This window comes from Bradyrhizobium sp. LHD-71 (assembly GCF_031157255.1).
In the GTDB taxonomy this organism is placed as follows: Bacteria; Pseudomonadota; Alphaproteobacteria; order Rhizobiales; family Xanthobacteraceae; genus P52-10.
Window position 1 is genome coordinate 135,923 of record NZ_JAVIFX010000006.1, and the last position, 20,603, is coordinate 156,525.

26 protein-coding genes are annotated in these 20,603 nt (G+C 62.5%); 13 read left to right on the forward strand and 13 right to left on the reverse strand.

Annotated features, from left to right (window positions below; translation table 11 throughout):
• Positions 1-58: 58 nt before the first annotated feature.
• Positions 59-475, reverse strand: a complete 417-nt coding sequence (locus RCO31_RS08545) for a VOC family protein (RefSeq protein ID WP_308967882.1) — start codon at positions 473-475, stop codon at positions 59-61.
• Between the two features lie 64 nt (positions 476-539).
• Here RCO31_RS08545 and RCO31_RS08550 point away from each other — a divergent pair, with 64 nt between their 5' ends.
• Positions 540-1,148, forward strand: a complete 609-nt coding sequence (locus tag RCO31_RS08550) for a GNAT family protein (protein ID WP_308967883.1) — start codon at positions 540-542, stop codon at positions 1,146-1,148.
• 88 nt (positions 1,149-1,236) lie between these two features.
• Here RCO31_RS08550 and RCO31_RS08555 read toward each other — a convergent pair whose 3' ends face one another.
• Both RCO31_RS08555 and RCO31_RS08560 read right to left on the reverse strand, forming a co-directional pair.
• Positions 1,237-2,079: a MoxR family ATPase gene (locus tag RCO31_RS08555; protein WP_308967884.1), complete on the reverse strand. Its 843-nt coding sequence runs from the start codon at positions 2,077-2,079 to the stop codon at positions 1,237-1,239.
• A gap of 149 nt (positions 2,080-2,228) precedes the next feature.
• The gene (locus RCO31_RS08560; RefSeq protein ID WP_374991451.1) at positions 2,229-2,480 is read right to left on the reverse strand and encodes a GlsB/YeaQ/YmgE family stress response membrane protein; all 252 of its coding nucleotides are present in this window, start codon (positions 2,478-2,480) and stop codon (positions 2,229-2,231) included.
• 246 nt (positions 2,481-2,726) lie between these two features.
• Here RCO31_RS08560 and RCO31_RS08565 point away from each other — a divergent pair, with 246 nt between their 5' ends.
• The 3 genes from RCO31_RS08565 to sseA all read left to right on the forward strand — a co-directional run bounded on the left by RCO31_RS08565 (position 2,727) and on the right by sseA (position 5,477).
• A complete protein-coding gene (locus tag RCO31_RS08565; RefSeq protein WP_308967886.1) occupies positions 2,727-3,902 on the forward strand; it encodes a VWA domain-containing protein in 1,176 nt (391 codons plus the stop codon).
• Between the two features lie 55 nt (positions 3,903-3,957).
• Positions 3,958-4,413 carry a rhodanese-like domain-containing protein gene (locus RCO31_RS08570; RefSeq protein WP_308967887.1) on the forward strand — a complete coding sequence of 152 codons (456 nt, stop codon included), beginning with the start codon at positions 3,958-3,960 and terminating at the stop codon, positions 4,411-4,413.
• 203 nt (positions 4,414-4,616) lie between these two features.
• Positions 4,617-5,477, forward strand: coding sequence for a 3-mercaptopyruvate sulfurtransferase (gene sseA / locus RCO31_RS08575; RefSeq protein ID WP_308967888.1), 861 nt, complete (start codon positions 4,617-4,619; stop codon positions 5,475-5,477).
• A 26-nt stretch (positions 5,478-5,503) separates the two neighbouring features.
• On the opposite strand, the gene RCO31_RS08580 is transcribed toward sseA, so the two are convergent.
• Positions 5,504-6,490 carry a hypothetical protein gene (locus RCO31_RS08580; protein ID WP_308967889.1) on the reverse strand — a complete coding sequence of 329 codons (987 nt, stop codon included), beginning with the start codon at positions 6,488-6,490 and terminating at the stop codon, positions 5,504-5,506.
• Positions 6,491-6,877: 387 nt separating this feature from the next.
• Between RCO31_RS08580 and RCO31_RS08585 the strand changes: the two genes are divergently transcribed.
• On the forward strand, positions 6,878-8,005 hold the full coding sequence (locus RCO31_RS08585) for a L,D-transpeptidase family protein (RefSeq protein ID WP_308967890.1): 1,128 nt from the start codon (positions 6,878-6,880) through the stop codon (positions 8,003-8,005).
• Positions 8,006-8,111: 106 nt separating this feature from the next.
• Here the strand turns inward: RCO31_RS08585 and RCO31_RS08590 are convergent, their stop codons facing one another.
• Positions 8,112-9,068, reverse strand: a complete 957-nt coding sequence (locus tag RCO31_RS08590) for a D-2-hydroxyacid dehydrogenase family protein (RefSeq protein ID WP_308967891.1) — start codon at positions 9,066-9,068, stop codon at positions 8,112-8,114.
• A gap of 100 nt (positions 9,069-9,168) precedes the next feature.
• A complete protein-coding gene (locus RCO31_RS08595; RefSeq protein WP_308967892.1) occupies positions 9,169-9,435 on the reverse strand; it encodes a hypothetical protein in 267 nt (88 codons plus the stop codon).
• 335 nt (positions 9,436-9,770) lie between these two features.
• Between RCO31_RS08595 and ettA the strand changes: the two genes are divergently transcribed.
• Positions 9,771-11,423, forward strand: coding sequence for an energy-dependent translational throttle protein EttA (gene ettA, locus RCO31_RS08600; protein ID WP_308967893.1), 1,653 nt, complete (start codon positions 9,771-9,773; stop codon positions 11,421-11,423).
• Positions 11,424-11,429: 6 nt separating this feature from the next.
• On the opposite strand, the gene RCO31_RS08605 is transcribed toward ettA, so the two are convergent.
• Positions 11,430-12,005, reverse strand: a complete 576-nt coding sequence (locus tag RCO31_RS08605) for a disulfide bond formation protein B (RefSeq protein ID WP_308967894.1) — start codon at positions 12,003-12,005, stop codon at positions 11,430-11,432.
• Position 12,006: 1 nt separating this feature from the next.
• Entirely contained in the window at positions 12,007-12,207 is a 201-nt protein-coding gene (locus tag RCO31_RS08610) for a hypothetical protein (RefSeq protein WP_308967895.1), read from the reverse strand.
• Positions 12,208-12,587: 380 nt separating this feature from the next.
• On the opposite strand from RCO31_RS08610, the gene RCO31_RS08615 reads away from it, so the two are divergent.
• A complete protein-coding gene (locus RCO31_RS08615; RefSeq protein WP_308967896.1) occupies positions 12,588-13,181 on the forward strand; it encodes a TIGR00645 family protein in 594 nt (197 codons plus the stop codon).
• 17 nt (positions 13,182-13,198) lie between these two features.
• Positions 13,199-14,425, forward strand: a complete 1,227-nt coding sequence (locus RCO31_RS08620) for a lytic murein transglycosylase (protein WP_374991456.1) — start codon at positions 13,199-13,201, stop codon at positions 14,423-14,425.
• Between the two features lie 92 nt (positions 14,426-14,517).
• Here RCO31_RS08620 and RCO31_RS08625 read toward each other — a convergent pair whose 3' ends face one another.
• The 3 genes from RCO31_RS08625 to RCO31_RS08635 all read right to left on the reverse strand — a co-directional run bounded on the left by RCO31_RS08625 (position 14,518) and on the right by RCO31_RS08635 (position 16,100).
• Positions 14,518-14,862: a hypothetical protein gene (locus RCO31_RS08625; RefSeq protein ID WP_308967897.1), complete on the reverse strand. Its 345-nt coding sequence runs from the start codon at positions 14,860-14,862 to the stop codon at positions 14,518-14,520.
• A gap of 204 nt (positions 14,863-15,066) precedes the next feature.
• Positions 15,067-15,360, reverse strand: coding sequence for a hypothetical protein (locus RCO31_RS08630; protein WP_308967898.1), 294 nt, complete (start codon positions 15,358-15,360; stop codon positions 15,067-15,069).
• 170 nt (positions 15,361-15,530) lie between these two features.
• Positions 15,531-16,100: an NUDIX domain-containing protein gene (locus RCO31_RS08635; RefSeq protein WP_308967899.1), complete on the reverse strand. Its 570-nt coding sequence runs from the start codon at positions 16,098-16,100 to the stop codon at positions 15,531-15,533.
• A gap of 602 nt (positions 16,101-16,702) precedes the next feature.
• Between RCO31_RS08635 and RCO31_RS08640 the strand changes: the two genes are divergently transcribed.
• From RCO31_RS08640 to RCO31_RS08655, 4 genes are all read left to right on the forward strand, one after another.
• Positions 16,703-16,975, forward strand: a complete 273-nt coding sequence (locus RCO31_RS08640; RefSeq protein WP_308968038.1) for a (2Fe-2S)-binding protein — start codon at positions 16,703-16,705, stop codon at positions 16,973-16,975.
• Positions 16,976-17,106: 131 nt separating this feature from the next.
• A complete protein-coding gene (gene bfr, locus RCO31_RS08645; protein ID WP_308967900.1) occupies positions 17,107-17,589 on the forward strand; it encodes a bacterioferritin in 483 nt (160 codons plus the stop codon).
• A gap of 150 nt (positions 17,590-17,739) precedes the next feature.
• The gene (locus RCO31_RS08650) at positions 17,740-18,135 is read left to right on the forward strand and encodes a VOC family protein (RefSeq protein ID WP_308967901.1); all 396 of its coding nucleotides are present in this window, start codon (positions 17,740-17,742) and stop codon (positions 18,133-18,135) included.
• Positions 18,136-18,170: 35 nt separating this feature from the next.
• Complete coding sequence (locus tag RCO31_RS08655; RefSeq protein WP_308967902.1) at positions 18,171-18,944, forward strand: enoyl-CoA hydratase; 774 nt, start codon at positions 18,171-18,173, stop codon at positions 18,942-18,944.
• A 206-nt stretch (positions 18,945-19,150) separates the two neighbouring features.
• Here the strand turns inward: RCO31_RS08655 and RCO31_RS08660 are convergent, their stop codons facing one another.
• Positions 19,151-19,387, reverse strand: a complete 237-nt coding sequence (locus tag RCO31_RS08660) for a helix-turn-helix domain-containing protein (protein WP_308967903.1) — start codon at positions 19,385-19,387, stop codon at positions 19,151-19,153.
• Positions 19,388-19,561: 174 nt separating this feature from the next.
• Here RCO31_RS08660 and RCO31_RS08665 point away from each other — a divergent pair, with 174 nt between their 5' ends.
• Complete coding sequence (locus tag RCO31_RS08665) at positions 19,562-19,828, forward strand: DUF2277 domain-containing protein (RefSeq protein ID WP_308967904.1); 267 nt, start codon at positions 19,562-19,564, stop codon at positions 19,826-19,828.
• 142 nt (positions 19,829-19,970) lie between these two features.
• On the opposite strand, the gene RCO31_RS08670 is transcribed toward RCO31_RS08665, so the two are convergent.
• Positions 19,971-20,165, reverse strand: coding sequence for a DUF2735 domain-containing protein (locus tag RCO31_RS08670; protein ID WP_308967905.1), 195 nt, complete (start codon positions 20,163-20,165; stop codon positions 19,971-19,973).
• Positions 20,166-20,603: the final 438 nt, after the last annotated feature.

Consider the following 20,603-nt stretch of genomic DNA (forward strand, 5'->3'; position numbering starts at 1 on the left):
GGTCGCATTTTCTGCGGAAAACCGGTGTCCACTTTTCCGGAAAATGCTCTAGCGCGGATCATGTCGGCCGGCGTGCAACGTTGGTGACGAAGCGCAACAGATAACCATCGGGGTCCGCGACCACAAACTGACGATTGCGGACCTCGTCGTCGTGGCGGCGATACCACTTTTCCTCGATCGGAACGATCACGTGCGCCGCTGCGCCGAGCACACGCGCATAGAGCTCGTCGACGTCGCCGATCCGGATCTGAAAATTGACGCCGCGACCAAAAGGATGTTCGAGGGGCGCGGTGGTGAACCGCCGACCCGGACCTGCGGCTTCTTCAAGCATCAGGTTTGCGCCTTCGAGTTCGAGAAACGCGAAACGCTCCTCAGGCCGCTCGTAAAGCACGCTGCAGCCGATGATGGCGGTGTAGAATGCAAGAGACTTGTCGAGGTTCTCGACCTCGAGCTCGGGAATGAGTCTTGCGGTCATGGCGGCTCCTGACTATGGCTGGAGGCCTGAGCGTCGAGTGTAGCAGCAAACAGGGACTGAAAGCATGGTCTGGCTCGAACCCGTCACTCTTGAAGGCCCCCACGGGCGGCTCGAGCCGCTGGCCCATACCCATTATGACGGTCTCGTCGAGGCGGTGAAGGACGGCGATCTTTGGGACCTTTGGTACACTTCCGTGCCGGAGCCGGAGAAAATGACGGCCGAGATCGACCGTCGCCTCGGCTTGCAGGCCGCAGGCTCGATGCTGCCATTCACGGTCAAACAGCCGGACGGTGCCATCGCCGGCATGACGACGTATATGAACGTCGATGCCGCCCACAAGCGCGTCGAAATCGGCTCGACCTGGTATCGCAAGGCGGTTCAGCGCACACCGCTGAACACCCAGTGCAAGCTGCTGCTGCTGCAACATGCCTTCGAGAAGCTGAATTGCATCGCGGTGGAATTCCGGACCCACTTCTTCAACCAGCAGAGCCGCGCCGCGATTGCGCGGCTGGGAGCGAAGCAGGACGGCATCCTGCGCAACCACCAGGTGGCGCCGAACGGCACCTTGCGCGATACGGTGGTGTTCTCGATCATCGCGTCGGAATGGCCGACGGTGAAGACGCATCTGACCTATCAGCTGGAGCGCGGACGCGAGGGCCGGATGCCCCGGTGATCGCTCGGACCGGTCGGCACCCAGCCCGCAAACGAAATCGCCGGGCATGCCCGGCGATCGCATCAGGTCAGTGACGGCGTAAAGGCCGTTAGACTTCGCGGCGGCTCAGGAACGCCAGCCGCTCGAACAAGTGGACATCCTGCTCGTTCTTCAGCAGCGCGCCGTGCAGCGGCGGGATCAGCTTGCGCGGGTCGCGCTCGCGCAGCATTTCCGGTGTCATGTCCTCGTTGAGCAGAAGCTTCAGCCAGTCGAGCAATTCGGATGTGGAAGGCTTCTTCTTCAGCCCCGGCACCTCGCGCACTTCGAAGAAGATGCGCAGCGCCTCTTCGACCAGTCGCTGCTTGATCCCCGGGAAGTGCACTTCGACGATCTGGCTCATCGTCTCGGAGTCGGGGAATTTGATGTAATGGAAGAAACAGCGACGCAGAAAGGCGTCCGGCAGCTCCTTCTCGTTGTTTGACGTGATCATCACGATCGGTCGCTTCGCCGCCTTGATGTTCTCGCCGGTCTCGTAGACGAAGAATTCCATGCGATCGAGCTCGAGCAGGAGATCGTTCGGAAACTCGATATCCGCCTTGTCCACCTCGTCGATCAGCAGCACCGGCCGCTTCTCCGAAGTAAAGGCCTCCCACAGCTTGCCGCGCTTGATGTAGTTGGAAATGTCCGAGACGCGCTTGTCACCGAGCTGGCTGTCGCGCAGGCGCGAGACCGCGTCGTACTCATAAAGGCCCTGCTGTGCCTTCGTGGTCGACTTGATGTGCCAGGTGATCAGCGGCGCATCGAGCGCCTTGGCGACTTCCTCGGCGAGCACGGTCTTGCCGGTGCCCGGTTCGCCTTTGATGAGCAAGGGTCGCTCCAGCACGATGGACGCGTTAACGGCGATCTTCAGATCATCGGTCGCGACGTAATTCTTGGTTCCGGTAAATTTCATTGGAGTGCCTTGCTTCTTCCTTCGGTTTCGGCCGCCGCCCTGTTTGTTTTTGGCGGTCGCGCCTGACGTTGCCTGCCTGACATGCGATCGGCTGCCTGAGCGTCCCTCGGGGCGATCGGGCAGCCGATCAGCGTTTTACAATTCCTTCTTCATGCCCGTCTGATGAGGGAGATGATGACGAGCACGATGATGGCGCCGATCGCAGCGTTGATGATCGCTCGCACAATGCCCGTGCCGAGGTTGAGGCCGAGTTGCGGCAGCAGCCAGCCGGCTACCACCGCGCCGACGATACCGACGACGATATTGCCGATCAGGCCGAACCCGCCGCCCTGGACGATCAGGCCGGCAAGCCAGCCCGCAATCGCTCCGACGATCAGCCAGGCAACTACAGATTCAACCATCAAACTCCCCGAACTCTAATGAACGAGCCACGACCAGGTGGTCTTGGCCGCTTTCAATGTCCGGGGAGCCTCGCATTCCGGCCGCCGGAACCGTCAGTGTAGAGGAATTGGCGGCCCGGTCCAGCACACGCCCGCCACAAGCTCTGCTTCCGCCGCGTAAGGGTTTGCGTGGCGCGGGGGTGACGGGCGGTGGCGCAGGAGCTTGGCTGACTTGACGGGCGCACGGTCCCGTCACACTCTGCAGCCATGTTCCTGCAATTCTTCTCTTCGCTGCGCGAGGCGCAGATTCCCGTCACCCTGCGTGAGTATCTCACGCTGATGGAGGCGCTCGACAAGGATCTCGCCGAGCAGTCGGTCGAGAACTTCTACTATCTGTCGCGCTCGGCGCTGGTGAAGGACGAGCGCAACCTCGACAAATTCGACCGCGTGTTCGGAGTGACCTTCAAAGGGCTGGAAAGCCTGCTCGACGCACTCGACAAGGCCGACATCCCGGAAGAGTGGCTGAAAAAGCTGGTCGACAAGTATCTCACCGAGGAAGAGAAGAAGCAGATCGAGGCCATGGGCTGGGATAAGCTCATGGAAACGCTGCGCAAGCGCCTCGAGGAGCAGAAGGGTCGCCATCAGGGCGGCAACAAGTGGATCGGCACAGCCGGCACCTCGCCGTTCGGCGCCGAGGGCTACAACCCGGCCGGCGTCCGCATCGGCCAGAAGAAGAACCGCAACTTCTCGGCCGTGAAGGTCTGGGACAAGCGCGAGTTCAAGGACCTCGACGGCAACATCGAGCTCGGCATCCGCAACATCAAGATCGCACTGCGTCGTTTGCGAAAATTCGCGCGCACCGGCGCGCCGGATGAGCTGGATCTGGACACCACGATCAAGAAGACCGCCAACCAGGGCTATCTCGACCTGCACATGCGCCCCGAGCGGCGCAATGCCGTGAAGGTGCTGATCTTCTTCGACATCGGCGGCTCGATGGATTCGCACATCGCCACCTGCGAGGAGTTGTTCTCGGCGGCAAAGACCGAGTTCAAGCACATGGAGTATTTCTACTTCCACAATTGCCTCTACGAGAGCGTGTGGAAGGATAATCGGCGACGCTTCACCGATCGCACGCCGACGTGGAACGTGATGCACAAATACGCGCACGATTACAAAATCATCTTCGTCGGCGATGCGTCGATGTCGCCGTACGAGATCGTCATGCCGGGCGGCTCGGTCGAACACGTGAATGAGGAGGCCGGCTCCGTCTGGCTCGAGCGTATCACGCGGCTCTATCCGCACGTGGTCTGGCTCAACCCGGTGGCGCAGAAGCACTGGAGCTATTCGGAATCGATCAGCGTGATCAAGAAAGCGATGAACGATCGCATGTTCCCGCTGACGATCGAAGGTCTCGACGCCGCAATGCGCGAGCTGGTGCGGTAGTTGTCGTCGTCCCTCGCGAAAGCGGGGACCCAAATGCCGTGAGGGAGAAGTCGCCATGCCGCAAACCATCAAGCGTGGATACAAGGCCATGCTCGATGAGGCGAACGCCGTCGTCGAGACGATCCCGGCTGCCGATGCGGTCAAGCAATTTCCGCAAGGCGGTTCAAATCTGAAGGACACCGTGATCATCGACCTGCGTGATCCGCGCGAGATCGAACGCGAGGGACGTATTCCCGGCGCGTTTTCATGTCCGCGCGGCATGCTGGAATTCTGGATCGATCCGGCTAGTCCCTACGCGAAGCCGATCTTTCAGGAAGACAAGAAGTTCGTCTTCCACTGTGCGAGCGGCTGGCGCTCGGCACTTGCCGCAAAGGTCGCCCAGGAAATGGGCCTGAATCCGGTCGCGCACCTTGGCGGTGGCTTCACGGCATGGCGCGAGGCGGGCGGTGCGGTCGAGAAAGTCGAGCCGAAGAAGGCGGCCGGCGATAAGTCGCCGGAGACGAAGAAGTAGTTTGACGTCATCGCGCTGAGGCTAGTGTCCCGAATCCGAAGTTCGCAACACTTCGCGGCACCCTCAGAGCGAACTTCGGATTCGACAAGGACACTAGCAAGATCATAATTGTAGTGTCGTTTATGGGTTCACAAATTCGCTCCTCGGAGTCGCGGCGAGCGATGGAGCGAATTTCTGAACCACGACGCTACCGGAGCGCGTCCATGACCACTGATCCTCTCGTCTCCACGAAATGGCTTGCTGATCATCTGCACGACAAGAACCTCAAGGTTCTCGATGCGTCGTTCAAGATGCCGGGCGTGACACCGCTGCCGAAAGAGGACTACGAGCGCGCGCACATTCCGCACGCGGTGTTCTTCGACGTCGATGCGATCTCCGATCATGCGAACTCGCTGCCGCACATGTTTCCCGACGCCGAGCAATTCGGCCGCGACATCGGCACGCTCGGCATCGGCAACGCCGACACGGTGGTGCTCTACGACTCCGGCGGCTGGGTCGCCGCGCCGCGCGCGTGGTGGATGTTCGTCACCTTCGGCCACGAGAAGAAGGTACGTGTGCTGGACGGCGGACTGAAGAAGTGGATCGCCGAGGGCCATCCGGTGCAAGGCGGCAACGTCATGATCAAGCCGGCGACCTTCAAGGCGACGTTTGATGCGCGGCGCGTCCGCAGCATCGAGCAGATGATCGCAAATCTTGCCAGCAAGGCCGAGCAGGTCATCGATGCGCGGTCGCGCGAACGCTATGAGGGCAGCGTTCAGGAGCCGCGCCCGGGCTTGCGTCCAGGGCACATTCCCGGCAGCCGCAACCTGCCGTACAACATTCTCTTCGATGCGACGACAGGCACAATGAAGCCGCTCGATGAACTGCGCGCGGCGTTCTCCGAAATCGGCATCGATCTGCGAAAGCCGATCGCGACGAGTTGCGGTTCGGGCGTGTCGGCCGCAGTCCTCACACTTGCGCTCTATCGCCTCGGGATCGAAAATCCGGCGCTCTACGACGGCTCCTGGTCGGAGTGGGGATTGCCGGACGGGCCGGAGGTCTCGACTGGACCTGCGCGTCCCTGACGTCCCTCAATGTGCAGCGCCTGCCTTCAGCGCGAACTCGCGCTTGTCGTGGCCGGCATGCCAAACGGATAGTTTGCCGCGGTGGCCGCCTGCGCTGCAGCGCGGGCGCGCGCGGCGGCGATGCGTCTGGCCTGCAGGGCCCGGGTGCGAGAGCGCTGTTGCGCAAGTGCGCGCTGCCGTTGCGCTTCAATCTCAGCCGGATCGATGCGGGGAACGGGGATCCTTACCTCCTTCTGCGGCAATGGCGCGACGTTGGCGAGGGCTGGTTCGGCCAACGCTGCGATCTTTGCCGGTGGTGCGGCTTCGATTGCCTTGTCGTCATCTTTCAATGTGTCGGCGCCGGCGACCGCCGGCCTTGCACTCGCCGCGCTTGCCGATGTTTCCGCCGTCGCATCCCGGGTCGGTACGACCGGCGTGGCTGCAGCGGCGTCGGGATTCTCTAGAGGTACGGCCTGGTTTTCACTCAGCGCCGCCACGGTCGGTGCTGCTGACGGCGGCTCGTTCTTTTCAACGGCTGCCGTATCCTCGGTTGTCGGCGCCGCCATCTTTGGCTCGGCGGCTGCCGGCACAACGGACGCATCTTGTGCGGCTTCCTGCGGAAGCGGCGGTGCTGCGATCGGCGGCTCGTCGGCAGGCTGCGGCGCAGGCGTTGCTGACGTGGCGACCGGCTCCGCCGGCGCAGGCTGTTCGGCCTGCCCTGTGTGCGCCGGCGAGGAAGCGGCGGGTTGGGCGGCTGGCCTTTCTGCGGCGGCTTCGTCGCCGAGGGGTACGGCGGCCGCTGCGGGCAGCTCGATCGGCGCGGGCGCAGGAAAAGTGGGCTCAGGCTCCACGCGCAGCATGGCGAGCGTCGGCGGCGCGAGATCGACTCGCTCCGATGTTTCGATCGGCTGCCAGCGCGCGCTGGCGATGTTTTCGTGCGCTGAACGGAGGAAGGCGGCCGCGCCGAGACCGAAGATCAGGACCGACACCGAAAGACATGTAATGGCAAACAGGATGCGGAATCCGGGAAGCATGCCGTCGCTCTTGCCCTTGATCGTTGGTGAGGCCGCTCCGGCAGCCACGTTTCAGGAGGCGCCGCAGATCCGGCGCGGCTCTTTGCTGATACGCAACGCAACCGCTTCTGTACCGCCCTGACGGTGGCGCGAGGCGCACGCGAATCAGATGTGATCACGATAGCGCAAGCTGTCGAAAACGCCGCAAAAAAGTTGTGTTCGCCAAAGGACTTGGCGGCTTTTGGCCGCAAACGTGCGGTATTTGGGCCACGCACGCCAAGTTCATGCGGTCACGAAGGGCTTTTTCCTGCCCGACGTCTTGAATGCGCCGCGATCATGGGCGATTGGCCCGTTAACCGCTTAGTTGCCATGTGCAGCTATATCTGACGTTTCATCGAAGGGACGACGATGGCTCAGCGTAAGTTTGTGGTTCTGGCGGTTCTTGCCGCCGCAGGTATGACGGCGAGTTCCGTATCGCACGCCCAGGTCTACGCACCGCCGCAGCACTATTCTGCCACCGAACCTTATCGCGGGCAGAGCGCGCCGCCGCCGAACTTCGATGCGTTCGGTGACGAAGACGATGACGATATCGGTTCCATTGCGACGCCGGCGCCTGGTCCCGTGCTATCGCCTAATGATCCCCGCTACGGCCGCCCGATGGGCCCGCCGCCCGTGATCTACTCGGACCGGCCGTCCGGTCCGCCGCCGCTCTATTCCGACCGCGGTCCGCCGGCCGGATCTGCCGTTCAGGATGCGATGCGGCCGCCCGCAGGTGTCAGCGGGCAGGGCGCGGCTCCCGGCGCCGCGCGCGATCCGTCGCGCCCGGCGACGACGCTTGCAGCGCTGCCTCCGGAAGATCAGCCGGAGGTCGGCGCACCGAAGGAGCTTCCCCCGCATCTGAAGCGGCAGGAAGTATACTACGCGACCAAGGAACCGGCCGGCACGATCGTTGTCGATACCGCGAACACGCATCTCTATCTCGTGCTCGGCGGCAACCGCGCCATTCGCTACGGCGTGCGCGTGGGTCGCGACGGCTTCACCTGGGAGGGCGTGCAGAAGATCACCCGCAAGGCCGAGTGGCCGGATTGGCATCCGCCGACGGAGATGATCGAACGGCAGCCGTATCTGCCGCGCTTCATGGCTGGCGGCGACGGCAACCCGCTCGGCGCGCGCGCCATGTACCTCGGCAACACGGTCTACCGCATTCACGGCACCAATCAGCCCTCGACCATCGGCCAGTTCGTCTCGTCCGGCTGTGTCGGCATGCTCAATGAGGATGTCACCGATCTGTTCGATCGCGTGAAGGTGGGAACCCGCGTCGTGGTGCTGCCGGGTAACAAGTCGACACCGGTTGCCGCCGCCCAGGTTCCGACCAACCTTGCCCCTCCGGGCGGCCAGCAGAGCTATCCGCCGACCAGCTACGTGCCGCCTGCAGGCGCGCAGCCCGCTTCCGGCCAGCCGCAAGTCTATCGCGGCGACGCGCGCTCGGACGCGACAACGGTCCAGCCGCTGCCGCCGCCGCTGACGATCCGGTAGTTTTCAGCACGACATGCGTGCCCCCGCGAAAGCGGGGGACGCGCAGCCTCACCGCCTGCTCTCCTGCGGCCTTTCAAAGAAAAGCACGGGACACTGGGCACCGGGCTTATCCGATCACGCGGACTGGCTTGCCGTCCATCCAGGCAAGAATGTCCTCGACCATGCCGCTGTAGTACTTGCGATAGCCTTCCTCGGTCACGTAGCCGAGATGCGGCGTGATGATGACGTTGTCGAGCTTGCGAAATGGATGATCGACCGGCAGCGGTTCGACAGAATAGGTGTCGAGGCCCGCGCCCGCGATCTTCTTCTCGCGCAGCATGTCGAGCAGGGCGTCTTCGTCGACGATCGGTCCGCGTGCGGTGTTGATCAGATAGCTCGACGGCTTCATCCGCGCGAGATCGTCGCGTGTGATCAGACCACGGGTGCGCTTGCTCAGGATGACGTGGATGCTGATGACGTCCGAGGTCGCCATCAGCTGTTCCTTGGGAAGGTAGCCGACGCCAACTTCCTCACATTTCTCTTTTGTCAGGTTCTGGCTCCAGGCATTGACCTTCATGCCGAGTGCCTTGGCGATCGCGGCGACGCGCGAGCCGAGCTTGCCGAGGCCGACGATACCCATCGTCCGTCCCTCCACATCCTGCCCGAGCGTCACCTGCCACTTTTCGCCGGCCTTCATCCGCGCGTTTTCGAAGCCGATCTTTCGTGTCAGTTCCAGCATCAGCCCGATCGCAATCGCCGCGGTCGGATTGCCGAAACCGCCCGTTCCGCAGACGGTCACGCCGCGCTCCTTCAGTGCGTCCATGTCGAACGAGGCGTTGCGCGCGCCCGAGGTCAGGAGCAGCTTGAGCTTGGGCAGCGCCTCCACCGTCTCGCGACGAAACGGCGTGCGCTCGCGCATCGCGCAGATGACGTCGAAATCCTGCAGCGCCTTGATCACGTTCGACGCATCGCCGAGATGGTCGTTGAAGACGGTGATGTCGACCTTGCCCTTGAGGGGCGACCAGTCGGCCATCTTGAGGGCGACGTTCTGATAATCGTCGAGGATCGCGCAGCGCAGCGTCATTGATCTTCTCCCGTTCGCGGCATTTCCGCGCCGTCTTCTTTCACGAGATCATCGTGGCTTGCATTACGGTCGGGAGCAAGCCGTCAAATCATCGATCGACTTATCGACAGACTTGCCGGCGCCGCTTGATGTGATTGACGAGGGCCGGCATCTCAGCGGCGGTTCGATCATGCTCGCCAAGCGCGAGCTGTTTTGCCGCGCAGGCCGGCCCAGGGCCGCGCATGTAGTGCCGCTCGGGATGGTAGGTGTCGAGGACGGTGCGCTGGAAATCGGCGAAGAACTCGGCGACGCCGCGGAGCCAGCTCGCGTTGCGCCGCGCCGGCTTTGCCAGCGAGGCCTGCTTCAGCGATGTGTGGGCGACTGCCATGATCCGCTCCGCCGTTCTGGCGTTTAAGCGGTCAACGTCGGTCGGAAATGATTAAAATGCGTTACAGATTTGATGAAAGGCGCGAACTTCGGTGGGTAAGGTTGATGAATTGTTACCGTTGTCGCCAAAAAGCTGCAGGATTCGGTTCCACACCTTGCTCTTTGGGCATCGCGCCGCTAAATCAGCGGCACATTTACAGAACACAGAGCGCGACCAGCAACAGGCCCGCCGGCTTTGCCTCCGATCGCGCCCTAAACCCTTAAAGCTGCGCATGAGCCAGTCGCCAAACCTCTTACGCATTTGGCGGACCATGCGCGAACAAGCGGGAACCGGGAATGGCGCGGCAGTTCATTTACTTCATGCAGGGGCTTTCGAAGACCTATCCGGGCAACCGCAAAGTTCTCGATAACATCCATCTCTCCTTCTATCCGGACGCGAAGATCGGCGTGCTCGGCGTCAACGGCTCGGGCAAGTCCACGCTGCTGCGGATCATGGCCGGCATCGACAAGGAATATAACGGCGAGGCCTGGGTCGCCGAAGGTGCGCGCGTCGGGTACCTCGAGCAGGAGCCGCAACTCGACCCGTCGAAGTCGGTTCGCGAAAACGTCATGGAAGGCGTTGCCAAGCAGAAGGCGATCCTCGACCGCTACAACGAGCTGGCCTCGAACTATTCCGACGAGACCGCCGACGAGATGACGAAGTTGCAAGACGAGATCGAGGCCCAGGGCCTGTGGGATCTCGACAGCAAGGTCGACCAGGCGATGGATGCGCTGCGCTGTCCGCCGGACGACGCCGATGTGTCCAAGCTCTCGGGCGGCGAGCGTCGCCGCGTCGCGCTGTGCCGGCTGCTGCTGAATCAGCCGGAACTGCTCCTGCTCGACGAGCCGACCAACCATCTCGATGCCGAATCCGTGTCATGGCTCGAGGGGCATCTGCGCAACTATCCCGGCGCGATCCTGATCGTCACCCACGACCGCTACTTCCTCGACAACGTCACGGGCTGGATCCTCGAACTCGATCGCGGTCGCGGCATCCCTTACGAGGGCAACTACTCCTCGTGGCTGGTGCAGAAGCAGAAGCGGCTGGAGCAGGAGGGCCGCGAGGAGGCGGCGCATCAGCGCACGCTGGCCCGCGAGCAGGAGTGGATCGCGTCCTCGCCGCGCGCGCGGCAGGCGAAGTCCAAGGCGCGCTACCAGCGCTATGAGGATCTGATCAAGCAGGCGAACGAGAAGCAGACTCAGACCGCGCAGATCGTCATTCCGGTGGCCGAGCGGCTCGGCAACAACGTCGTCGACTTCGAAGGGCTGTCGAAGGGGTTTGGCGATCGTCTGTTGATCGACAATCTCACCTTCAAGCTGCCGCCGGGCGGCATCGTCGGCGTGATCGGTCCGAACGGCGCCGGCAAGACCACGCTGTTCCGAATGATCACCAAGCAGGAGCAGCCGGACCAGGGCACGATCACGGTCGGCGAGAGCGTGCATCTTGGCTATGTCGACCAGTCACGCGACGCACTCGACGGCAAGAAGACGGTGTGGGAGGAGATCTCCGGCGGTAACGACCAGATCCTGCTCGGCAAGCGCGAGGTGAATTCGCGCGGCTACTGTTCGGCATTCAACTTCAAGGGCGCGGATCAGCAGAAGAAAGTCGGCCAGCTTTCGGGCGGCGAGCGCAACCGCGTGCATCTGGCCAAGATGCTGAGGTCCGGCGCCAACGTGCTTCTGCTCGACGAGCCGACCAACGATCTCGACGTCGATACCTTGCGGGCGCTTGAAGAGGCGCTCGAGGATTTTGCCGGCTGCGCCGTCATCATCAGCCACGATCGCTGGTTCCTCGATCGCATCGCCACCCACATCCTCGCCTTCGAGGACGACAGCCATGTCGAATGGTTCGAAGGCAACTTCCAGGATTACGAGAAGGACAAGATGCGACGGCTCGGTCAGGACAGCATCATCCCGCACCGGGTGAAGTACAAGAAGCTGACGAGGTGAGTGCCTTCACAGCAGCCTGTAGCCGAACGTGTGGCATTCGCCCAATCCGCACTGCAGGATGACTGAAACGAAATTGATAGCGCAAAGCGCGATCACGTAAAGGCTCAGCAATCCAGCAAGCGCGTGGAACACGGGCAACGGCCGCGCGTCGCGCAGATGCTCGCCGCCGCCAAGCACGATGAGCTTGATCGCGAAGGCGAGCAGGATCGCCAGCGCAATGAGGATCGACCAGACCGGCATGTGCAGGCCGAGCACCGTGCTGCCAATGTAGCTGTGACCGGGGCGCGGATAGATATCGAGCAGCGTCTGGCGCACCGAGACGATCAGAAGAAACAGCGCGAACAGCAGGCTCACGCCGGTGTTGCGGACCGAGTAGCCGCGGCGGAAGTGCAGCATGATGCCGAAGCAGACGCCGAACATCGCCACCCGCTGCAGCAGGCACAGCGGGCACGGCAGTTCGCCGTAGGCGTACTGCAGCGTCATCGCCGCCGTCAGGATGGCGGCAAGAACCAGCATCATCGCCAGCAATGCGAGGTCGTTCAGCAGCGCCGGCAGCTGTCGGCTCAAGCTCGCGGCGCTCATCTCAGGCTCCCGGCAGGTTGCTGTCGAGCCGGGTCTGCAGCCAGGGCATGCGGAAGCCATAGTCCGGGCTGTAGATTTCGAAAAGGAACAGCCCGACCGACAGACCGAAGCATGCCACCAGCGATAGAATGGCGAGCCATCCCGGCCCGTAGCGGCCGGCGAGAAGCGCCAGCAACATCGTTGCGAACACCGCGACCATCATGACGAAGGCTCCCGCCGCTTGCGCCGAGTCGGCCGGACACTACGCTAGTGTCGTGGATCAGAAATTCGCGCCATCGTTGCCGCGAGTCCAACCTGCGAATTTCTGATCCATAAACGACACTAGAATCATAAACTTGCTAGTGTCCTGATCGAATCCGAGGGCCGCTCTGAGCTCGCTGCAAAGTACGGCGAACTTCGGATTCGGGACACTAGCGAGGAAGCGCATCTGCGTCCACGCGCGCATTGCGCCGATGCGAAGCCTTTCCTGGTGGGCCTTTTGCCGCGCGTTGTCCCACGGCCTCGACGCCGTCACAAATGATCGGCTAGAAACGGGCCTCACCGCGATTCCAGCGTCACCTCAGCACCATCCGAGATCCGTTCATGTCCATGGCTCCCGAGACCCCGCTGCCGCCGCCAGGCACCCAGCTGCGCCCGTTGCCCATGCTGATCTTCGGCTCGCGCTGGTTGCAGCTGCCGCTCTATGTCGGCCTGATCATCGCGCAGATTGTCTATGTCGTGCTGTTCCTGAAGGAACTCTGGCACCTGTCGTCGCACGCGTTCAGTTTCACCGAGCAGCAGGTCATGCTCGCCGTGCTCGGTCTGATCGACGTGGTGATGATCTCGAACCTGCTGGTGATGGTGATCGTCGGCGGCTACGAGACCTTCGTTTCGCGGCTCAACCTTGAAGGCCATCCGGACGAGCCGGAATGGCTCAGTCACGTCAACGCCAGCGTGCTGAAGATCAAGCTGGCGATGGCGATTATCGGTATCTCGTCGATCCATCTGCTGCGCACCTTCATCGAGGCGGGCAATCTCGGCGGCGGCGGCGGCAGGGTGACGAACTACACCGAAACCGGCGTGATGTGGCAGACCATCATCCATACGGTCTTCATCATATCGGCGATCGGCATCGCCTATGTCGAACGTATCTCCAGCGCTGCTGAACAGGCAGCGCATAAGTCTGCCAAGCATTGACGCGCGCCCGCGCACCCCTGAGGCGCCTACGCGCCTGCGCCTTTGCCATCCTTGCGCTTGCCGCTTTCGTGCGCGCGCATCCGGCCCATGCCGTGGATCCGGCGTTCACCCGGTTTATCGCTTCGCTCCGAAGCGATGCGGAACGCGCCGGCGTGTCGCGTGCGACGTTTGAAGCGGCCACGCGCGGCCTTGAGCCGGACGACAAGCTGCCCGACCTCGAACTGCCCGGTCGCAAGCCGCAACTGGCGCCCCAGGCCGAGTTCGTGCAGGTGCCGGCCGATTACCTGAACGAGGGGAGCATCGCGCGGCTCGCGGCTGCCGGCCGCGAGGTCCGGCAGAAGCATCGTGCCACGCTCGATCGCATCGAGCGCGACTTCGGCGTGCCAGGTGCGATCGTGCTTGCGATCTGGGCCCGCGAGACCGACTACGGCCGCTTCAAACCGACCTACAACGCGATCCGCACGTTGGCGACACAGGCCTATGTCGGCCGGCGTAAGGAGCAGTTTCGCAATGAGTTCGTGCTGGCGCTGAAGATGATGCAGGACGGCTACGGCTCGCCGCAGATGCGCTCGTCATGGGCGGGCGCGATCGGACTGACGCAGCTCATCCCGTCGGAATTCTACAAGAACGCTGTCGACTTCGATGGCGACGGGCGCATCGACATCTTCAACTCCGTGCCGGATGCGCTCGCCATCACCGCGAAGCAGCTCAGGAGCAAGGGCTGGCAGCCGGGGTTGCGCTGGGCCTATGAGGTGCGCGCCCCGCAGGGCGCCGACTGCACACTGGGCGTGCCGGAAGTCAGCCGTCCGATCGGCGAATGGATTGGCACCGGCTTTGTTCCCGCGGACGGCGCGCGGCTCACGGGGAGCGAGCAGGCGCAGTCAGCCTCGCTGCTGCAGCCGGAAGGCATCTACGGTCCGGCGTTCCTGACCACGAAGAATTACTTCGTCATCAAGGACTACAATTTCTCAGATCTCTACGTTCTGTTCGTTGGCCACCTTGCCGACCGAATCGCTGGTCGCGGCAGATTCGTAACGCCATGGTCAGCGACGCAGCAGATGCGCACTGCTGACGTCGAGACGATGCAGAAGTATCTCGCGCGCATCGGCCTCTACAACGACAAGATCGATGGCAAGGCCGGCATGCAGACCCGTGCTGCGCTGGGCGCCTTTCAGAAGCAGGCGAGGCTCAAGGTTGACTGCTGGCCGAACGCCGAAAGCCTGCGCGCCATGACGGCGCGATGACGGGCAGTGGATGGCGGGCAGTGAATGACAAGCAAAAGCCCGGCGGTGGTCCGCCGGGCTGTCGCGAGCTTCAGCCGTCAGCGCGTCAGGGATCAGTCGCAGACCCGAACGTTGCGGACGCGCCAGTTGAAGCCGTCCCAGTACCGCTGCGACTCGATCGCGCACGCGGGCTCTTCGTAGTACTCGACCGGCGCCGGCGCATAACGTGGCGCGTAATAGGCCGGCGGCGGCTCGGCGTAGGCCGGGCGGCTGGAGGCGATCGCGCCGCCGATGATGGCGCCGGCGGCGAGGCCGCCGATCAGGGGAGCGATGCCCGGGCCGCGATGATGATGATGGTGGTGCCGGTGACGGTACTGCGCCGATGCCTCGCTGGTGGCCGCGAGCGTGCCGGCGCCGGCGAGCAGCGTTACGGCAAGGGCGATGACAACCTTTTTCATACAGTCCGCCTTTCAGGTGTGCGACGGGAGCGTCCCGGCAGTTTTCAAGTCCGCAGTATAGCGGTTCCGATATCAACAAACAGGATCAAGGTGCAGGTATTCGGGCGGAAACGTGGTCGCGACGCGAAACGTTATGGCGCTTTCCGTCACGAAAAAAGCGCCCCGCAGGGCGCTTTCCTCGAGATCGGCATTCGAGCCTTGCCGTCAGCAGACGCGGACGCGACGCATGCGCCACCCATAGCCGTCCCAGAACCGCTCGCGGCTCCAATAGCACGACGGTCCGTAGTAGGCGGGAGCCGGAGCGTAGTAGGCCGGCGGCGGGTAGCCATAGGCGGGCCGGCTTGAAGCGATCGCGCCGCCAATGAGGGCGCCGGCGGCCAGACCGCCAATCACGCCGGCAGCAACACGTCCGCCACGTGCTTCGGCAGGGGCCGGAGCTGCTACAGCGGTGACGGCGAGCGTCGCAGCCGTCGCAAGAGCCAACATTGTCTTCGTCATGATCTTCCCCTTACCTTGCAAATCGACCGGAGATGAGCGTTACAGGGCCAACGTCGCGCCATTATACGCACACGGCGTTTTAACGCACGATGAATATGCGGGCCGGATTCCCGCCACATTGTAAACCTGCAAAATCCGGCAAGAATTCGGCTTGTGCGATCGGCGCTGCGTCAGACCTTGTTCCGCCGAAGCCAGCGCAGCGCACGGGCGACAACGTTGCGTTGTGAGGTCACCGTACGATCGGCGGCAATCGCCGCGAGCGATACCGCAGCAGCGATTGCCGCGGGTTCGGGCGGAGCGGCTGGGGGCAGCATCCGGATCGCCGTCGTCTCGCGGTGCGATTTGATGGCCACCGGGCCCGCGCTCGCAAGAAACGCCTTCTCGTGCGGTCGTGCCAGCTTGCGAATCGCTTTCTCGAGCGGCAGCCAGGCGACCTGCCTGATGTCGCGCATCAGTTCGCGCGCCGGTCCGCCGTTCGGATGCATCCGCCAGAACTGAACGATCTTCTGACGGCCGTTGACCTCATAGCAGAGCGTGCCGAGGAATTCCTTCACGGTTACCGTTTGGCCGGTCTCCTCGTGGACTTCGCGTTGAGCAGCGGCGAGCGCGTCCTCACCGCGGTTGAGCTTGCCCTTCGGCAGCACCCAGTCACCCTTGCGCAGCTGCACTACGGCGATCGTCGGCCGCGTGTTGCCGCGGACGACGATGCCTCCAGCTGCAAGGATCGGCTGCTCCGCCATCTGCGTACTGATCTCCAAGGTTTGAGACTCTCGAACGCTCAGATGTAGTGATTCGCTGCACGCCGATCAACGATTAGCGCAGTCAGTTAAGTCACGATGGCTCGCGTACGCTGCGCGCAAGCTCACGTCGCGTGCTGGCCGACTATGCTTAAATTTCTCGCGAAACGTGGCCGACGCTTACACGCGTGAATGAGCAAGAACGGCAAACGATGGAGTGTGACGAGCGACAAACGCCGCAAGTCGTCGCCGCGGCGAATGCCTGGACGTCCATGATCATCACAACACTGATGATCTCGATCGGCGTCGCGAACTGTCACAGTCAATCGCGCCGATGTTGTCGAACGCGCGCGAACATCTGGCGCGAACGCAGGACGGTGAGTGTGCTGAGGTGATGTCCAGGCTTGTGGCTAAATCCATTCCGCGGCTGCGATCCCGCAGGCGACGGCCCAGGGCGGGTCTGCCCCAAAGGCCTGTTTAGACTCATTCCAGATTTCTCGAACGGGCTCGCGACAGTTTGGAATACCTTGAAACTGAACCTTTTTGCTTTGCGCACTGTCGGAGGCTTCACTATCGAAGAAGTCGCATCACCCTTGGAAGCCGCCTTGATCGTCTGTTCCTGCAATGTTTTGAGCGATGAGGACGTCCGCAGCGCAGTCAGCGCCGCGGCTGGCCAGCCGCGCACGGCACGGCAGGTTTATGGCTGCCTCGGTTGCAGCGCAGAATGCGGACGCTGTGCCCGGACCATCAACAAGATCATCAAGGACGCGCTGGGCGCCTGTGCCCGGGAGTGCGCCGCGGGATGCCCCCACGCAGCGCACCACCCTGAGGCCGAAGTCTCGGTCAGTCTGCAGGTCACGCAGATATCCGCAGCCTAACACCTTGTATTAATTGCAAAATCAATAAGCGCACGCTCTTTCCTGGAGAGTGCTTGCCCGTGGCGTCAATCTGATTTAGAAGCGTTCTAAATTGGCTTGAGCAGGGGCAAAGCCGGAACAGGAGCGCTGCCATGAAGGGCGATACCAAAGTCATCGATTTCCTCAACAAGGCGCTGCGGCACGAACTCACCGCCATTAACCAGTACTGGCTGCATTACCGTCTGCTCGACAACTGGGGCCTGAAGGATCTCGCCAAAAAGTGGCGCAAGGAGTCCATCGAGGAGATGGAGCACGCCGACAAACTGGTCGAGCGCATCATTTTTTTCGACGGTTTTCCGAACATGCAGGTGCTCGATCCCCTGCACATCGGCCAGAACGTCAAGGAAGTCCTCGACTGCGACCTGAAGGCGGAATACTCCGCCCGCGCGCTCTATGAGAAGGCGGCGACGCACTGTCATTCGGTCAAGGATTACGTCACCCGCGACTTGTTCGAGAAGCTGATGCATGACGAAGAGGAGCACATCGACTTCCTCGAGACCCAGATCGACCTCGTCAAGAGAATTGGCGTCGAGCTCTATTCGCAGAAGCACATGGGTGAAATGGAGCACGACTGATCCGCTGTCGCGCGCCTTCGCGCGGCAGAAATTCCGCGTTATGTTACCTCCATTGTCCCGCTTCTAACGTTCGCACGACTTTGCGACGACGTCGTCTTGCGAACGTTGGAAGCAGGAGGGACTCCAACGAGAACAATCGAGGAGGCACGCATGCCCGAATACACCTGGGACCATACCCACATCCGCACCTATGACGTTCCCGGCACGGCCGCCTGGCTCCAGGACAAGCTCGGCGCGAGCAACGTCGAAGGCACAAAGGTGAGCGAGGCGCGTGCCGACCTGTTGCTTGGCGGAACGAAGGTGATCGTCACGCAGGTGAAAGAGGGCGACGGCATCAACCCGACGCCGGCCATTCCTTACGCAGGCTTCGAGCATTTCGGCCTCGGCGTGCGCGACCTCGACAAGGTTGCTGCCGAGCTGAAAGCAAAGGGAGTCGAGTTCACGCGTGAACCTGTCACGGCCCGCCCCGGACTTCGCATTTGCTTCATCCGCAGCCCGCAAGGGATCTCGATCGAGCTGCTCGAGCGCGACGCGAAGTATGCGTGAAGACGGCGCATAGGGAACAGGGAAGGAAATCGAACATGTCGCAAGTGGTGCTGGTGGAGGTGACCGAGGGTGTGATGACGATCACGCTCAATCGGCCGGAACGAAAGAACGCGCTGTCGAACGAGGCCTACGGCGGGCTTGCCGATGCGATCGAGCGCGCGGAGAAGGATGATGCCGTCCGCGTCGTGCTCTTGCAGTCGGAAGGTGATGTATTTTGCGCCGGCGCCGACATCGGCGACTTCGCCGCCGCCAACAAGGGCGGCGCGCCGCGCGGGCCGCGCAATTCCACCCGCTGGATCGGCGGCCTCGGCCGCATCGAAAAGCCGGTGATCGTCGCGGTGCAGGGGGCCGCGGTCGGTATCGGCACGACGATGTTGATGCATTGCGATCTGATCTGCATGGCTGAAGAGGCAAGCCTGCGCACGCCTTTCGTGAACCTCGCGCTGGTGCCGGAAGCGTCCTCCAGCTACCTCATCCCGAAACGCATCGGCTGGTCGCGCGCCTATGCGATGTTCACGCTTGGCGAGCCGATCCCGGCGAAGACTTGCGTGGAGTGGGGCCTCGCGCATGTTTGTGTGCCGCGCGCAGCCTTGCGCGACACAGCACTGGCGTTGGCTAAGAAGCTCGCCGACAAGCCGCTCGGCTCGCTGTGCGCGACCAAGCGGCTGATGCGCGAGCCCGAGCAGGTGAAGGCTGCGGCCGAACGCGAACGCGGAATCTTCGAGGAGCGGCTGCTTTCGAAGGAGGCAGGGGAGGCATTCAAGGCGTTCGCAGAAAAACGTCAGCCGGATTTCCGCAAAGTGGGGTGACTGCAGGCGTTTGCGATCGTCCGTGACATGCGGTCCGCGGCGGCGCCAGTACGCTGGATGGACGTTCGCGGCTCCCATTGCCGCGAGACATGCGTACGCGCCTCAAATCCAGGAGCGGAACTCATGTCATGAAGTTGCCAGCGTCTCTCCTGATTCTATCGTTCGCAGACGAGATCGTCGTCATGCGAACGCTAGAATCGTGGACGCTAGCTGTGCGCCGGCACCTCGATGCCGCGGGCCGTATATAGCCTGATGCGGTTGCGCAGCGTTCGCACGGAGACGCCGAGTACGCGCGCGGCATGGGTGCGGTTGCCGTTGCAACTGGCAAGCGTTTGTAACACCAATTCGCGTTCGACGTCGGCGACGGTGGCGCCGACCGGCAGTGGAACGGGCGCGCTTGAATGCGGCGCGTCGGATGCGTGCGTAAGAACCTGATGGGCCATGTTTACCCCCCAACGCCTGTCCCAAACGACATGGAACAGAATCACAGAGATTGGCCCCCTACCCAAGTAGGAGCGTGGCCCGGTTTGGTTAACAAAATCTTAATGGCATAGCCGGCCTCGTTGTCCCATCTTAGTCGGATGCCATTGGGAGTTCGTGGCCACCGGGAGTTCGTCATGTGCCGCAACATCAAAACGCTCTTCAATTTCGATCCGCCCGCGACGCGTGAGGAAATTCACGCCTCGGCGCTGCAATTCGTACGCAAGCTCTCGGGCTTCAACCGACCGTCGGCGGCCAATGCCGCCGCGTTCAATCGCGCGGTGCTCGATGTGTCCGACGTCGCGCGGCGATTGTTGGAAGATCTTCAGTCCAACGCGCCGCCACGCGATCGCGAGGTCGAAGCGGAGAAGGCGCGCGAGCGAAGCCGAGCGCGGTTCGGATGACCAGCAAACGCTGACAGGAAGAGAGCGACGTCCGCAATCAACTCTGTGCACGGTTCAGGTTGCGTCGCCTCAAAAAAGGAGAGGGCCGATCCACTTTCGTGTCGGCCCTCTCGCTTACCGGATACGTGGTTTCGATACCGCATCAGCGCTCGCTCATGCGTCGAGCGTCCTGAACCGCCGCGTCGTGATACCACGCGTCGCCGACAGCGATCGCCGCTGCCGCCTGCAATTCCAGATCCGTCAGGGATGTAACCTGCTTTTCCTGCGCCGGCACCCTGCGGCCGCCGGTCGGAAACTGGATGATCTGGGCCGTACTTCGGACAGAGCTGGTGCTCATTGTCCATCTCCTTGTCTGTGAGCGGAAAATCTTCGTCCGCCCCGTCGAACGGACGAGTCACATAGTGATTGTAACAGGCGATGCACGTCCAGTTCGCAAAATGCACTGCAAAAGGCAGGAAATGCGAAAATTATGTGCATTTACCCGCGCTGCGCGTCGGCGGAGCATGTTTCCATCTGATGAATTTCACGGCACATGGCCTCCGGCCCAGTCGTGCTGCGATGAAATCGGTCAGCTTTCCGCCGCCGCATCCCCGATTGGCCAAGTCGCCGGCTTTGCTGCCGGTGTGCGTAGGCAGCCCGCCGGCCAGCCGCCGATTGGCACGTTAAATGCTTATTAAGAGGCGCTTTTGGTGACCCAAGACATGCCGGGTGATCAGAGGAGGCTTCGGAGAGGGTTGCTCACCCTCGCATCACCAACTCATGGAGTGAGAGAGAC